The organism is Streptomyces sp. RK9 (assembly GCF_045070545.1).
In the GTDB taxonomy this organism is placed as follows: domain Bacteria; phylum Actinomycetota; class Actinomycetes; order Streptomycetales; family Streptomycetaceae; genus Streptomyces; species Streptomyces alboflavus.
The window spans coordinates 2,460,087-2,474,435 of the sequence record NZ_CP173703.1; the positions used below are offsets into that span (position 1 = coordinate 2,460,087).

Sequence of the window (14,349 nt, forward strand, 5' to 3'; positions counted from 1 at the left end):
TGCCGCGACAGGCCCACGGCGACCCACTCCCCGTACCGTGAACGGATGACCGCGCCTGCCGCATCCGGCCCCGCCGACCTCATCATCATGGGCTGCACGGCCCTCGTCCACGACTCGGCCGAGCGCGTCGGCTTCGCGGCGGACACCGCGATCGTCGTACGCGACGGAGTCATCGCCGACGTCACCACGACCGCCGCCGCGGCCCCGCTCGCCGCCGTCGAACGCATCGACGCCCGCGGCCAGGCCGTCCTGCCCGGCCTCGTCAACTGCCACACGCACTCCCCGATGGTGGCCCTGCGCGGCATCGCTGAGGACCTGCCCGTGGAGGAGTGGTTCAACGACTACGTCTGGCCCATCGAGTCCAACCTCCAGGAGCGCGACGTGGAGCTCGGCGCGCGCCTGGCCTGTGCCGAGATGATCCGCGGCGGCGTCACCACCTTCGCCGACCACTACTTCGCCATGGACACCGTCGCCGACGTCGTCGCGGCGACCGGCCTGCGGGCCAGCCTCGGGCAGGCCTACTTCTCCTCCCAGGGCCCCGAAGGGCGGGAGGCGTCCCTGGACTTCGCGCTGCGCCGCGCCGGATCCGCCGACGGCCGCGTCACCACCTGCCTGGCCCCACACGCCCCCTACACCGTCGACGAGGCCGACCTCGCCGCGACCGCCGAACTCGCCCGCGAGCACGGCCTGCTGGTGCATCTGCACGCCGCCGAGAGCCGCGCCCAGACCGAGCACAGCCTGGAGCGGCACGGCGCCACGCCCATCGAGATCCTGCACCGCGCCGGGCTCCTCGACGTCGACGTCCTCATCGCCCACGGCACCGGCATCGTGGAGCGCGACCTGCCCGTCCTGGCCGGGGCCACGGGCCGCGTCGGCGTCGCGAGCGCGCCCCGCGGCTATCTGAAGTTCGCCTGGGGCCCCACTCCCGTGCGGGCCCTCGCCGAACTCGGCATCCCCGTCGGCCTCGCCACGGACGGCGCCGCCTCCAACAACTCCCTCGACGTCTGGGAGGCGATGGCGCTCACCGCCCTCGTCCAGAAGTCCACGACCGGCGACCCGCGCTGGCTCACCTCCCGTCAGGCCCTGCACCACGCCACGCTGCAGAGCGCCCGCGCGGTGGGCCTGGGCGACGCGATCGGCAGCATCGCCGTGGGCCGCCGCGCCGACCTGATCCTCGTCGACCTCACCGGACCGCACACCCAGCCCGTGCACGACCTGGCCGCCACCCTCGTGCACAGCGCGCGCAGCGGGGACGTACGCACCACCGTCGTCGACGGCCGCGTCCTGATGCGGGACCGGGAACTGCTCACGGTCGATGTGGCCGCCGTCGTGGCGGAGTTGGGGGAGCGGCTGCCCGCGCTGGTGGAGCGGGGGCACGGGAAGCGGATCCAGGAGTACGACGGGTGAGGCGGGCGCCCGCCGCGCTCCTTAGGGTGGAACCCATGGCGACCCCCGCGAAACCCGATCACCTCGACGGGCTCATGACCGACCCCTACGGCACCTACGCGCAGCTGCGCCGGACCGCCCCCGTGCGGCGGATCACCGGGCCCGACGGCACCCCCGCCTGGCTCGTCACGCGCTACGCGGACGTCCGCGCGGCCCTCGCCGACCAGCGGTTCTCGGTGGACAAGCGGCACGCGTCGCCCGGGAGTTACCGCGGCTTCGCGCTGCCGCCCGCGCTGGACGCGAACATGCTGAACATGGACCCGCCCGACCACACCCGCATCCGCCGCCTGGTCGTCAAGGCGTTCACCAAGCAGCGCGTCGAGAGCCTGCGCGCGCCCGTCCGGCGCACCGCCGACGAACTCCTCGACGCCGTCGAGGGCGCGGGCCGCGCCGACCTCGTGGCCGCGTACGCCGCGCCGCTGCCCATCACCACCATCTGCGACCTCCTCGGCGTGCCCGCCGACCACCGGCGCGACTTCACGGACTGGACCGACGCGCTCATCGCGCCGGACCCGGCGAAGCCCGACCGCGCCAAGGAGACCGTCGTCGCGATGCTCGGGTTCTACACCGCGCTCATCGCCGAGAAGCGCGAACGGCCGGGCGAGGACCTGCTCTCCGACCTGATCGCGGCCCGCGACGACGGCGACCGGCTCAGCGAGGACGAGCTGACGTCACTCGCCTTCCTTCTCCACTTCGCCGGGTACGAGAACGCCGTCCAGCTCATCGGCAACGCCGTCCTCGCGCTCCTGCGCCACCCCGAACAGCTCGCCGCCCTGCGGGCCGACCCGGCGCGACTGCCGGGCGCCGTCGAGGAGTTCATGCGGTACGACACGTCGGCGGTGTTCTCCATCCGGCGCTTCGCGCGCGAGGACGTCACGATCGGCGGGGTGAGAGTCCCGGCCGGGGAGACGGTGTTCCTCGGCCTCGGCTCCGCGGGCCGCGACCCCGACCGCTTCCCCGACCCCGACCGCCTCGACCTCACCCGCGACGCCGGCGGCCACCTCGCCCTCGGCCACGGCATCCACCACTGCGTGGGCGCGCCCCTGGCCCGCCTGGAGCTGACGACCGCGATCGGCGCGCTCGTCGAACGCTTCCCGGACCTCGCGCTCGGCGTGCCCGAGAGCGCACTGCGGTGGCGTCCTTCGTTGCGGGCGCGGGGGCTGCTCGCGCTGCCGGTGGTGTTCTGAACCGGGCCCGTCGGAGGCGTGCCGCGCCCTCGGTGGCGGGATCCGGCGACCCGGCCACGGCCCGGCTGAGAAAAAATCCGGGAAATCCCGTACGGGACCGATGAGTTCTTGTGAGACATCCAGTCAGCCCTCCCGAGAACCCGCGACCGCGGACCGGATCCGGAGGAATGCGCCATGGGACTGCCGCACATCGTCACACGCGCGGAGTGGCTGGCCGCCCGCGAGAAGCTGCTCGCCAAGGAGAAGGCCGCCACCCGCGCCCGCGACGAGCTGAACGCCGACCGGCGCGGGCTGCCCATGGTCGAGGTGGACAAGGACTACCTGTTCGACGGCGCGGACGGGAAGGCGACCCTGCTCGACCTGTTCGACGGCCGCGCCCAGCTGATCGTGTACCACTTCATGTTCGCCCCCGAGTGGGACGCGGGCTGCCGCAGCTGCTCGGCGTTCCTCGACCAGATCGGGCACCTCGCGCACCTGCGGGCCCGCGGCACGACCTTCGTCGCCGTCTCGCGCGCCCCCTTCACCCGCATCCTGCCCTTCAAGGCCCGCATGGGCTGGGTCGTGCCCTGGTTCTCCGCGTGCGGCGGCGAGTTCAACCGCGACTTCGCCGCGTCGTTCGCGGGCCCCGACGGCCGCGTCCAGGACCGGCCGGGCCTCAGCTGCTTCCTGCGCGACGGCGACCGCGTCTTCCACACGTACTCCACGTTCGACCGGGGCCTGGACGGCATCGGCTCCACGACCAGCCTGCTCGACCTCACCGCGCTCGGCCGCCAGGAGGAGTGGGAGCGGCCGCGGGGCCGGGCGTCGGCGCTCGGGGCCCCGGCGGGGAGCGACCGGGTGCGGTACCACGACGAGTACGAGGACTACGACGGGTACGGATACTGACACCGTGCTGCCGTAGGGACCCAACTCCGTGTCGTTTCGGTCACGTTGTGAGCCGTTCGGGGTGCGGCGCGCGTTCTCCTCAGTGCAAGGTCTTGGTTCTCAGGAACCGCGGACAGACACAGAGAAGCACAGACAGGCGCGGAGAACAGAGCGCCGAGTCGTACACGGGGGAACGTGAACATGATGAACGGACGAGTGGTGCTCGAGAGCTTTCCGGCGGGCGGACCGCGCGGGTCGTGGCCCGCGGAGGAGTTCGCGCGGGACCGGCGTCGTGAGGGCCAGCGCGCGGAAGTCGTGATGGACCTGTCCAGCGACGCGTTCCTGGTGATCGTGCGCGGTCAGGAGGCGAGCGGGCCCGCCGCGGCCTGACGGTGTCCGGGCCTCAGGCCCGGACGGCCCCCGCCCACCCCGGCACGGCCCCCGAGAGGCGGCACAGGCCCAGATAGAGGGGGATCGGCGGGGTATAGGGGACGGAGCCCTCGGGCCGGTGCACGAGCACCGGCTCCCGGGTCGCGTCGGGGACCACGGCGCCCGGCGAGTAGAACGCCGACGGCGGCCACTGCAGGGCCACGTCCGAGTCCGCCGGCACGATCCACCACCAGCGCGGCCCGTCCTCGTACACACATCCCACCCGGGGCAGTCGCTCCAGGAGGCGCGGACCGAACTCCGCCGGCATGGCGACCGCGTCGCAGCCGAGGGGTTGCCGCATTCCGGCGGGGACGGCGAGTCGTGCCACTGGCTGCACACTCACGACTCGCCGTCCGACCGCCCGCTCCCGCTCTCGCGAGAGCCGTACCAAGGTGCCAAGGTCGAGCAGTCGCGCTGTCCTCGTGCTCACATGTCCCCCGACCGCATCACTGTCGCACTCGCATCCCCGTCAGTCGGCTCACAGGCCGTCGGTCAAGGCCTCGACGCCCTCGACGCCCTCTGCGTCGAGGACGTCCGTATCGAAACCGTGGACACCGGTCTCCCGCGTGCCGAAGCACGCCGCCGGATCGGGTGATCTGGGCAGCTCCGCCCACACCGAAAGGCCGGATCCGGAGTCCTGGACACCCCATGCGCTGCTCACGGCGCTCACGAGAAGCAGTCCCCTCCCATGCTCCTCGTCAGGTCCCCGCAGCCCTGTCGGCCGTGGCACGCCCGCGTTCTGACCCTCGTCGCGTATGGCTATCCGCACGGTGTCGGCTCCCGTGCAGATCTCGCAGACGACGGTGCGGCTCGCGGTGTGCACGATCGCATTGGTGACCAGCTCCGATACGACGAGCGCCGCCAGGTCGCAGGCGTCGTCGCCGACCGCGAGGGAACAGAGCCGATCGCGCGTCAGCCGCCTCGCCTGTGCCACGGAACTCGGCATCGCGGCCAGGGTGAAGGTGACGCAAGGCTCGCCGGCCTCCGCTCGAACCTCGGCACAAACGCCAAGTCGAGCTCGGGTGGCTTCAGTTCCTAACGATGCGGGCGGAGTCACGCTCTCCACTATCGCCCCGCCGCGAACACCTTGGCAAGACCCACTCTGAAAAGTGCACAGTGACGTGTTCCTTTGAGACGTCCCATGGCACACTTCTCGCAACGCCTCACCGAGCGGCGTGACGTGCGCGACACGTGGTGAAGTGCGGTGACGCACGGTAACGCGAGTCGTGCGACGGCGATGCAGAGAGCGACGCGAAGTGGGTGGAGGTAGGACGTGAGCGAACCGCGGTCGGCGCCGACCGTCGGACAGGTCGTTCTCGGTCGTCGCCTGCAGGACCTGCGCGAACGAGCCGGCCTGAAACGCGACGAAGCCGCGCGGGTACTCCGCGTGGCCCCCGCCACGGTCCGCCGCATGGAGACGGCCGAGGTCGCGCTGAAGATCCCGTACCTCCAGCTGCTCCTGAAGGCGTACGGCGTCACGGACGAAGAGGCCGACGCCTTCGTGCTGCTCGCCGAGGAGGCGAACAAGCCCGGCTGGTGGCAGCGCTTCCACGACATCCTGCCCGGCTGGTTCAGCATGTACGTCAGCCTGGAGGGCGCCGCGAGCCTCATCAGGTCCTACGAACCGCACTTCGTGCCCGGACTGCTCCAGACGGAGAGCTACGCGCGTGGCGTGCTGCGTTCCGGGGCCATCGGCCAGACCCGTCCCGAGGACATCGAGCGGTACGTGGCGCTGCGCATGGAGCGCCAGGCGCTGCTCACCCGCGAGGACGCGCCGCGCCTGTGGGCCGTGATGGACGAGACCGCCCTGCGCAGGCCCGTCGGCGGCCCCGACGTGATGCGGGCACAGATCGACCGGCTGCTCGAAGCCGTGGAGATGCCGCACGTGACGCTCCAGGTCGCGCCGTTCTCCTCCGGGCCGCACCCGGGCACCTTCGGGCCGTTCGTGCTCTTCCGCTTCGCGATGGCGGAGCTGCCGGACATGGTCTACAGCGAGTACCTGACCGGTGCCGTCTATCTGGACGCCCGCACCGAGGTGGCGACGCATCTTGAGGTCATGGACCGCATGGCGGCCCAGGCCGCCACCGCACAACGCACGAAGGAGATCCTCCGGGATGTCCGCAAGGAGCTGTGAATGGACCGAGATCGACACCGTGCGGGCACGGGCCCTGCGTCCCGGCCCGACACCCGCGCCGACTCCCGGCCCCCCGGGTCCCGGATCTACAACGGCATGCCCGCGCGCGAACTCGGCGTCGAGGGCTGGCACAAGCCGTGGAGCGGCGGCAACGGCGGCAACTGTCTCGAAGCCATGAAGCTGGACGACGGCCGCGTCGCCGTCCGCCAGTCCTCCGACCCGGACGGCCCCGCCCTCATCTACACGGACGGTGAGATCCGGGCGTTCATACAGGGCGCGAAGGCGGGGGAGGCGGACTTTCTGCTGTCGTGACCGGGTACGTCACCGGCGGGTGCGCGGATACGCCACCGGCCGGGCGGCGGGTGCCGCATCCGCCGGTGAACTCGTACGTCGTGCGCGCACACCTCGACCACGGTGCGCGCGGACCTCGGTGAAGGGGCAAGGGAGCCACAGATGACCGGGACGGGGCAGGCCTCCGCGGGCGAGGGCGGCTCGTCGTACATCGACACGAGCAAGCCGCATCCCGCGCGGATGTACGACTGGTGGCTCGGCGGCAAGGACAACTACCCCGTCGACGAGGAGATGAGCCGCCAGCTCGTCGCCATGGACCCGCGCATCCCCGCCGTCGCACGCGCCAACCGCGCCTTCATGCAGCGCGCCACGCGCTGGCTCGCCACCGCCGGGATCAGGCAGTTCCTCGACATCGGCACCGGCATCCCGACCGAGCCCAACCTGCACCAGATCGCCCAGGGCATCGCGCCCGACACCCGCGTCGTCTACTGCGACAACGACCCGATCGTCCTCGCCCACGCCGAGGCGCTCCTCCGATCCACGCCCCAGGGCGCCACGGAGTACATCCAGGGCGACGCCCGGGAACCCGCCGCCATCCTCGCCGAGGCCCGCAAGACCCTCGACTTCACGCGCCCCGTCGCCCTCTCGCTGATCGCGCTGCTGCACTTCGTGCCCGACGAGGACGGCGCGTACGAAGTCGTGGACGAACTGGTGTCCGCGCTGCCGTCGGGGAGCTTCCTGATGCTGTCCCACGGCACCGGCGAGTTCACCCCCGACCGGGCCAGGACGGCCGGTGACCTGTACAAGTCCCGCGCCCTCACCCTCGCCCTGCGCGACCGCCCCGACGTCGTCCGCTTCTTCGACGGCCTCGACCTGGTGGAGCCCGGCGTGACGGTGGCCGACGCGTGGCACCCGGAACTGGGCGAGCGGGCGGAGCCCGTCGGGGACGGGCCGCTGCCCATTTACGGCGGGGTCGCCCGCAAGGGGTGAGGGGCGCTCGCCGCGGGCTTTGGCGCCTGTGGGGTCGCGGTCGGCGGCCTGTTCCGCGGTACCCGGTCACGGTCTGAGAGGGCCGTCGTGCGCGGTCACCGGTGACGGCAGTGACGTCGTGCCCATGAGGTGGCGGTCCACGGCCGCCGCGGCCCCGCGGCCCTCCGCGATCGCCCACACCACCAGGGACTGGCCGCGCCCGGCGTCCCCGGCGACGTACACCCCGGGCACGTTCGTCGCGTAGCCGCCGTCCCTGGCGACCGTGCCGTCCGGCGCCACCGTCACTCCCAGTTCCGAGACCGCGCTCCCGACGGTCACCTGTGGCCCCCGGAACCCCAGCGCGAGCAGCACCAAGTCGGCCCTGAGGATCCGCTCGGCACCCGGCACCGGACGCCGCCGCTCATCGACAGTGCCCAGGTGAACGGCCTGCACCCGCCCCGCGGCGTCCCCGGAGAACCGCAGCGTCGAGGCCGCGAAGAGCCGCGCGTCGGCGTCCGGATTCTGGCCGAAACCCAACGCCTCGGCCTCCTCGTGAGCGGGGGAGACCCGGTGCACGGTGGGATACGTGGGCCACGGGTCGGCCGTCTCGTCCCGCTCCGTCGGGGGGAGCGCGCGGATGTCCACCTGGGTCACGGACGCGGCGCCCTCCCGGACCGCCGTGCCCAGGCAGTCCGCCCCGGTGTCGCCGCCGCCCACGATCACGACGTGCCGGCCGGCGGCGGACAGCGGGGAGACGCCGAGGTCGCCCTCGCACACGCGGTTGGCCTGCGGCAGGTACTCCATGGCCTGTGTGACGCCCGCGAGCTCCCGCCCCGGCACCGGAAGTTCCCGCCACGCCGTGGCCCCGACGGCGAGCACGATCGCGTCATGGCGGCTCCGCAGCGCCGCCGCGCCGATGTCCCGGCCGACCTCCGTCGACGTACGGAACCTCGTGCCCTCGGCCCGCAGCTGCGCGAGCCGCCGCTCCAGATGGTGCTTCGCCATCTTGAACGCGGGGATCCCGTAGCGCAGCAGCCCGCCCGCCCGGTCGTCCCGCTCGTACACCACGACCGTGTGCCCCGCCCGCGTCAGCTGCTGCGCCGCCGCGAGGCCCGCGGGGCCCGACCCGACGATCCCCACCGACTTCCCGGTCAGGCGCTCCGGCGGCACCGGCGGGGCCAGGCCGTCCGCCCAGATACGGTCGGCGATCGCCGCCTCGACGTTCTTGATGGTCACCGCGGGCTGGTTGATGGCGAGGACGCAGCCCGCCTCGCACGGCGCCGGGCACAACCGGCCGGTGAACTCGGGGAAGTTGTTCGTCGCGTGCAGCCGCTCGGCGGCGGCGCGCCAGTCGGCCCGCGAGACCAGGTCGTTCCACTCGGGGATCAGGTTCCCCAGCGGACAGGCCTCGTGGCAGAACGGGACCCCGCAGTCCATGCACCGGTCGGCCTGCTCCTCGATCAGGGGCAGCGGCGCCCCGGGGACGTACGCCTCGTCCCAGTCCTTCACCCGCTCGCCCACCGGCCGCCGCGGCCACTCCCGGCGCGGGTGCCGCAGGAACCCCTTGGGGTCGGCCATGGCCGTCTCCCTACGCGTAGGGCGCGTCTTTCAGCCACCACGGTATGCCGGGGAGACGGGGTCGGCATGTGCTCCGGGGGCGGCGGAGCGGCGCAGGACCGGCCGGGAACTCCCAGGTCAGGCGGAGGTCTCCCGGGCCGGGCCGAGGCCTCTCAGGTCAGGCCGAGGATGAAGGAGACCGTCGCGGCGGTGGCGGCACCCGTCCGGATGTGGTTCCACATCGTCCATTCGGCCACGTACGTACGCCAGTACGCCGCGCCGGACTCCGATGCCGCGTCGACCTTCGCCAGCTCGTTGTTGCGCGGCACGTTCGCCACGACCGTCACCCCGAAGCAGCCGAAGAGATACAGCGCGCAGCCGAGCAGCAGCTCCACCGCGCCCTCGTCGGGCCAGACCACGAAGGTGACCACGGCCAGCACCACAGTGACGCCGGTCGCCCCCATGAACACGGCCATGAACGGCGGCCTGACCGCCGTGACGTTGATCGCGTTCATCGCGGCGATGCCCTGGGGCGACGGCAGCGCGGCGAGCCCCCGCATCACGAAGGTGGAGAAGCCGATGAACACTCCGGCGACGAGGGCACAGGTCACCGCACCGAGAACGGTGAGCACGAAGTACGGTCCGTCGATCATGGCTACTCCCTGGGTGGGTCCGGCCTCCGACGGCCGGCGTGGCGCGCCCGATCCTGCACGGCGCGGTGTGTCTGTGACCAGTCAAGGACCCCACAGTTCCGAACGCCATACGCGACCCCCGCGCCTCCATGTGCGGACGTCTCGCAGGCCGGGGGCCCGGCCCGCTCCAGCGGGGGCGTCCCGTCTCACCCGACGGGAACGACGAGGCAATCGACGAGGCAATTTCAGCCCGTCCGGCGCTTGAGGACGAGGCGCGGAGCGCCGATTCGACGGTGCCCCGGTCCCACCCGAAGGGAACCTCCACCCCCGGGGCCCGGGGCGGAGCCCTGGTTTCGGGAAGGGGCGGGACTGGGGAACGCCCCGCAGGGCCACCGCCCCGCACCGTCCGGCACTGGGCCCCTCAGGCCCCGGCACCCCACTCCGGCCCGCCCTCCCCGGCCCCCGGCCCGGCCCCCCGCCACCCCCGCAACAGCTCCTCCAGGACCCCCGCGATGGCACGCCGCGCCTCGCCCCGTGGCACCCCGCGCATCAGCAGCGCGTCGTACTCCGTGTCCGTGTGCCGTACCGCGGCGATCACCGCCGCCGTCACCGCTCTCGGCGTCAGGGCGCGTCCTGCGGCGCTGCGTCCCACGCGGCCGCTGCCCCGGGCACCCGCGTGCGCGGCGATCGCACTGGCCCGGTCCGGCGGGCAGCCCGGGAACAGCCGGCGGATCTCCGCCGCGAACTCCCCGACGAATCGCACGTCCTCCCCGGCCCGCCGGGCGCCGTCCCGCGCCCGCCGCCGCGCCCGCGCGTCCGCGTCGGCCAGGCAGCGCTCCTCGGCCCGGACGAGCGCCGCCTCCTCGACCAGGACGCCCTGCCGCTCGTACCGGCTCTTGCGCCGGTTGAACCGCACGACCACCGCGGCAAGCCCACTGCCCTCCCGCGCCCGCCGCGTCAACGCCGTGTCCCCGCGCGGCAGATACACCAGGTGCCCGAGGTCCGCGCAGTCCAGGCAGCGTGGCCCGCCGCCCTCGTCGACCAGCAGCGACAGCGGCCCGCCCCGGCACTCCACACAACGCCTGCGCTTCAGCGGCTGGATGACGACGGGCCCGGTGCGCACGCGAGGAACGGCCATGCCCGGTTCATGCCCGCCCACCGGCACCCCGCATCATGGGCCCGTGCGACTCGAAGCGATCACCTGGGAACGGCTCACGGACACCCTCGCCGACCGACTGCTCGGCCTGGAGCCGCGGGACGGCGGCGTCTGGCCGCGCGTCGCCTTCGACGGCGCCCCCGCCGCCCGCCCCGGCGAACTCGCCACCGCGGTGGCCGAGGCGCTGCGCGTGCGCGGGCGGCCCTCGCTCGTCGTCGGCACGTCCGGGTTCCTGCGGCCCGCCTCGCTGCGCCTCGAGTACGGCCACGAGGACGTCGAGGCGTACTACAGCGGCTGGTTCGACACCGGCGCCCTCTGGCGCGAGGTCTTCGGACCGCTGGACCCCGGCGGCACCGGCCGCGTCCTGCCCGACCTGTGGGACCCGCACGCCGACCGCGCCACCCGCACCCCCTACGTCCAACTCCCTCCCGGCGCCCTGCTGTTGCTGCACGGCCCGCTGCTCCTCGGCCACTGGTTCCCCCTCGACCTGACCGTGCACGTCCACCTCTCCTCCGGCGCCCTGCGGCGGCGCACCCCGCCGGACGACCAGTGGACCCTGCCCGCCTTCGACCGGTACGAGGCGGAGGCCGACCCCACCGCGGCGGCCGACGTCGTCGTCCGGGCCGACGACCCGCGCCACCCGGCCTGGACAGGCTGATCCGACCGGCCTCGGCTCGACCGCGTCCGGCCCGGACCGCCTCCGACCAGCGCCGATCCGTCCCGCGGCGGCTGCGGGTGCGGCCCGTGGGCGCCGCGACGAGAATGAGGACGCCGGGACTAGCGACGCCCCCGCGCCGCGCCGGCCGTCCGGCACCGGGAGGTACCCATGACCACCGCCGGAGACATCATGCACCGGGGTGCCCAGTGGATCCCCGCGCACGAGACCCTGGACCGCGCGGCCCAGCTCATGCGCCAACTCGACGTGGGCGCCCTGCCCATCAGCGACCAGAACGACCGCCTGTGCGGCATCCTCACCGACCGGGACATCGTCGTCGGCTGCGTCGCGATGGGGCACGACCCGGCCAAGGTCACCGCGGGCGACATGGCCAAGGGCACACCCCGCTGGATCGCGTCGGACGCCGACGTCGATGCGGTGCTGCACGAGATGCAGGGCCACCAGATCCGCAGGCTGCCCGTGATCGAGAACAAGCGCCTCGTCGGGATGATCAGCGAGGCCGACCTCGCCCAGCACCTGACGGACGAACAGCTCTCCGCCTGGGTCGAGAGCGTCTACGCCAAGTCCTGACCGGCCCCGCGCCCGCCCGTCCCGCGCCTGCCCCCTCCCGGCCCTCCGTCACAGCCAGCCGCTGCGCCGGAAGCCGCGGTACAGCAGGACACACGCCGTCGCTATCACTCCCATCACCAGGCCGTATCCGTACTGCCAGCGCAGCTCGGGCATGTGGTCGAAGTTCATGCCGTAGACCCCGCAGACCATCGTGGGCACGGCGACGATGGCGGCCCAGGCCGTGATCTTCCGCATGTCCTCGTTCTGCGCGACCGTCACCTGGGCGAGGTGGGCCTGGAGGATCGAGTTCAGCAGTTCGTCGAAGGCCGCTATCTGTTCGGTGACCCGCTTGAGGTGGTCGTCCACGTCGCGGAAGTACGCCTGTATCTCCGGGGCGACGAGCCGCATCGGCTTGGCGGCGAGGATCTGGAGCGGGCGGCCGAGCGGCACCACCGCCCGCTTCAGCTCCAGGAGCTCGCGCTTGAGCTGATAGATCCGGCCCGGGTCGGCCCCGCGGGCGCCCTCGGGCGCGAACACCTCCGCCTCGACCTGGTCGATGTCGGCCTGCACCGAGTCCGCCACCGCCAGATAGTCGTCCACGACCTGGTCCGCGATGGCGTGCAGGACCGCCGCAGGGCCCTGCGCCAGCTGGTCCGGCGTCCCCTCAAGCTCCTCGCGCAGCGGGCCGAGCGAGCCGTGCCTGCCGTGCCGCACGGTGATCACGAACTCCTTGCCGACAAAGACCATGATCTCGCCGGTGTCCACCACCTCGCTGGTCGCGGTCAGCTCCGCGTGCTCCACGTAACAGACCGTTTTGAACACGGCGAACAGCGTCTGGCCATAGCGCTCGACCTTCGGCCGCTGGTGGGCGTGCACCGCGTCCTCGACCGCCAGCGGGTGCAGGTCGAAGAGCTCGGCGATGCCCGCGAACTCCCGCTCCGTCGGTTCGTGCAGCCCCAGCCACACGAAGCCGTCGTCGTGCTTGCGGACCTGGCCCACGGCCTCGACGAGATCGCCGTCGCGGGCGGGTGTCTGGCGCACCCCCTTGCGATAGGTCACGCACTTCACCACCGACGAGCCCAGCGGGGAGCGGACGGGGTGGCTCAGGTCGACGCGAGGCCCACGCCGGGTCAGTCCCGCGACCTTGCGCAGGCCGCGGACGCTCCGCAGATTCCCGACCTTGCGGAGGCTTCCGACCTTCCGCAGGTTGCCCGACATCGACATGTGCAGCTCCTCGTGCTGGACTTGATGAGCAAGTCTGCCAGTCCGGTCCGACACCACGGTGAGGCCTGTGGGAACGGAATACTCCGCTCCGGAACTGTAATGATCGCCACATGACGCGAACCGACGGACATCTCCTCGACGGCAGGCCCGACCAGTCGGCGGCCCGCTCCAGCGCCTTCGCCGCCCTCTTCGACCCCACCACCTTCCGGCACATCGAACGGCTCGGGATCGGGCCCGGCTGGCGCTGCTGGGAGGTCGGCGCCTGCGGCACGTCCGTCGTGTCCTGGCTCGCCAAGCGGGTCGGCCCCACCGGCCGTGTGCTCGCCACCGCCACGGACACGGCGCCGCTCCTGACGGCAGCGCGTCCGCCCGTACAGGTCCGTGTCCACGACGTGGCCGCCGACGCGCCGCCCGCCGAGGCGTTCGACCTCGTGCACGCCCGCCTCGTCCTCACCCACGTACCGGATCGCGAGCGGGCCCTGCACTCCATGATCAAGGCGCTGCGCCCCGGCGGCCGGCTCCTGATCGAGGAGGCCGACCCCGCGCTGCAGCCGCTGGCCTGCCCCGACGAGCACGGCCCCGAGGAGGAGGCGGCGAACCGGCTGCGTGGTGGCGTGCGCGCGCTGCTCGCCGACCGCGGCGCCGACCTCGCGTTCGGGCGGGTGCTGCCGAGGCTGCTGCGCGCGGCGGGACTGCGGCAGGTGGAGGCCGACGCGTACTTCCCGCTCGTCTCCCCGGCGTGCGCGGCCCTGGAGTCCGCCACCGTCGAGCAGGTCCGCGCGGGCCTCGTCGCCGCGGGCCTCGCCTCGCACGACGACATCGAACGACACCTCACCCATGTCGCCGACCGCGTCGTCGTCCCGGCGACGGCTCCGCTGGTGTCGGCGTGGGCCCGCAAGGCTTGATCGGAGGGTGAGTCGGGGCCGGGTGGGGTTTGGAGGGGAGCGTGAGCCGGGCCGGGCGGGGCGTGGACGGGTGTGAGGCGGGGCCGGGTGGGCTTGGACTGGAGAGTGAGCCCGGGCGCGGGCGCGGGGTCTGGACCGGGGCGCCAGGTTGGACCGGGGCGTCCGGGGCTTGGCCCGAGGCGCGGGGCTCTGGAACGAGGTGCGTCCCTGGACCGGAGCGTCAGCCCGGACCTGGGCGTGAGTCCGGGTGCGGGCGCGGGGCTGTACCGAGATGCAGCCCTCGACCGGAGCGTGAGTCCACACCGGAGAGTGAGCCCGCGCGCGGAGCGC

Annotated in this window: 16 protein-coding genes; 10 read left to right on the forward strand and 6 right to left on the reverse strand. The window is 73.1% G+C overall.

Features of this window, described 5'->3' with window-relative positions:
• Positions 1-45 precede the first annotated feature (45 nt).
• From AB6L24_RS09855 to AB6L24_RS09870, 4 genes are all read left to right on the forward strand, one after another.
• Entirely contained in the window at positions 46-1,407 is a 1,362-nt protein-coding gene (locus tag AB6L24_RS09855; RefSeq protein WP_405654271.1) for an amidohydrolase, read from the forward strand.
• Between the two features lie 35 nt (positions 1,408-1,442).
• Positions 1,443-2,633: a cytochrome P450 gene (locus AB6L24_RS09860; RefSeq protein WP_405654273.1), complete on the forward strand. Its 1,191-nt coding sequence runs from the start codon at positions 1,443-1,445 to the stop codon at positions 2,631-2,633.
• Positions 2,634-2,807: 174 nt separating this feature from the next.
• Complete coding sequence (locus AB6L24_RS09865) at positions 2,808-3,518, forward strand: DUF899 domain-containing protein (RefSeq protein WP_380851488.1); 711 nt, start codon at positions 2,808-2,810, stop codon at positions 3,516-3,518.
• Positions 3,519-3,698: 180 nt separating this feature from the next.
• Positions 3,699-3,887 (forward strand): hypothetical protein, encoded by a 189-nt coding sequence (locus AB6L24_RS09870; protein WP_405654275.1) that lies wholly within the window; start codon positions 3,699-3,701, stop codon positions 3,885-3,887.
• Positions 3,888-3,900: 13 nt separating this feature from the next.
• Here AB6L24_RS09870 and AB6L24_RS09875 read toward each other — a convergent pair whose 3' ends face one another.
• Together AB6L24_RS09875 and AB6L24_RS09880 are read right to left on the reverse strand one after the other, a co-directional pair.
• Complete coding sequence (locus AB6L24_RS09875) at positions 3,901-4,254, reverse strand: hypothetical protein (protein ID WP_380851485.1); 354 nt, start codon at positions 4,252-4,254, stop codon at positions 3,901-3,903.
• A gap of 150 nt (positions 4,255-4,404) precedes the next feature.
• Complete coding sequence (locus AB6L24_RS09880; RefSeq protein ID WP_405654277.1) at positions 4,405-4,872, reverse strand: ATP-binding protein; 468 nt, start codon at positions 4,870-4,872, stop codon at positions 4,405-4,407.
• A 327-nt stretch (positions 4,873-5,199) separates the two neighbouring features.
• Here AB6L24_RS09880 and AB6L24_RS09885 point away from each other — a divergent pair, with 327 nt between their 5' ends.
• The 3 genes from AB6L24_RS09885 to AB6L24_RS09895 all read left to right on the forward strand — a co-directional run bounded on the left by AB6L24_RS09885 (position 5,200) and on the right by AB6L24_RS09895 (position 7,341).
• Positions 5,200-6,060 (forward strand): helix-turn-helix transcriptional regulator, encoded by an 861-nt coding sequence (locus AB6L24_RS09885; protein WP_030358762.1) that lies wholly within the window; start codon positions 5,200-5,202, stop codon positions 6,058-6,060.
• 96 nt (positions 6,061-6,156) lie between these two features.
• Positions 6,157-6,372: a DUF397 domain-containing protein gene (locus tag AB6L24_RS09890; RefSeq protein WP_289956183.1), complete on the forward strand. Its 216-nt coding sequence runs from the start codon at positions 6,157-6,159 to the stop codon at positions 6,370-6,372.
• A gap of 141 nt (positions 6,373-6,513) precedes the next feature.
• Positions 6,514-7,341, forward strand: a complete 828-nt coding sequence (locus tag AB6L24_RS09895; protein WP_405654280.1) for an SAM-dependent methyltransferase — start codon at positions 6,514-6,516, stop codon at positions 7,339-7,341.
• A 66-nt stretch (positions 7,342-7,407) separates the two neighbouring features.
• Here the strand turns inward: AB6L24_RS09895 and AB6L24_RS09900 are convergent, their stop codons facing one another.
• From AB6L24_RS09900 to AB6L24_RS09910, 3 genes are all read right to left on the reverse strand, one after another.
• A complete protein-coding gene (locus tag AB6L24_RS09900) occupies positions 7,408-8,898 on the reverse strand; it encodes a glutamate synthase subunit beta (RefSeq protein WP_405654283.1) in 1,491 nt (496 codons plus the stop codon).
• Between the two features lie 152 nt (positions 8,899-9,050).
• Positions 9,051-9,530 carry a DUF1772 domain-containing protein gene (locus AB6L24_RS09905; protein ID WP_405654285.1) on the reverse strand — a complete coding sequence of 160 codons (480 nt, stop codon included), beginning with the start codon at positions 9,528-9,530 and terminating at the stop codon, positions 9,051-9,053.
• Between the two features lie 400 nt (positions 9,531-9,930).
• A complete protein-coding gene (locus tag AB6L24_RS09910; RefSeq protein ID WP_405654287.1) occupies positions 9,931-10,647 on the reverse strand; it encodes a DUF2293 domain-containing protein in 717 nt (238 codons plus the stop codon).
• A gap of 43 nt (positions 10,648-10,690) precedes the next feature.
• Here AB6L24_RS09910 and AB6L24_RS09915 point away from each other — a divergent pair, with 43 nt between their 5' ends.
• Together AB6L24_RS09915 and AB6L24_RS09920 are read left to right on the forward strand one after the other, a co-directional pair.
• Complete coding sequence (locus tag AB6L24_RS09915) at positions 10,691-11,323, forward strand: uridine kinase (protein ID WP_405654289.1); 633 nt, start codon at positions 10,691-10,693, stop codon at positions 11,321-11,323.
• A gap of 168 nt (positions 11,324-11,491) precedes the next feature.
• Positions 11,492-11,911 (forward strand): CBS domain-containing protein, encoded by a 420-nt coding sequence (locus AB6L24_RS09920; protein ID WP_380851467.1) that lies wholly within the window; start codon positions 11,492-11,494, stop codon positions 11,909-11,911.
• A 48-nt stretch (positions 11,912-11,959) separates the two neighbouring features.
• Here the strand turns inward: AB6L24_RS09920 and AB6L24_RS09925 are convergent, their stop codons facing one another.
• Positions 11,960-13,114 carry a magnesium and cobalt transport protein CorA gene (locus tag AB6L24_RS09925; protein ID WP_405654291.1) on the reverse strand — a complete coding sequence of 385 codons (1,155 nt, stop codon included), beginning with the start codon at positions 13,112-13,114 and terminating at the stop codon, positions 11,960-11,962.
• Between the two features lie 110 nt (positions 13,115-13,224).
• Here AB6L24_RS09925 and AB6L24_RS09930 point away from each other — a divergent pair, with 110 nt between their 5' ends.
• On the forward strand, positions 13,225-14,019 hold the full coding sequence (locus tag AB6L24_RS09930; protein ID WP_405654293.1) for a methyltransferase domain-containing protein: 795 nt from the start codon (positions 13,225-13,227) through the stop codon (positions 14,017-14,019).
• The last annotated feature ends 330 nt before the right edge of the window (positions 14,020-14,349 follow it).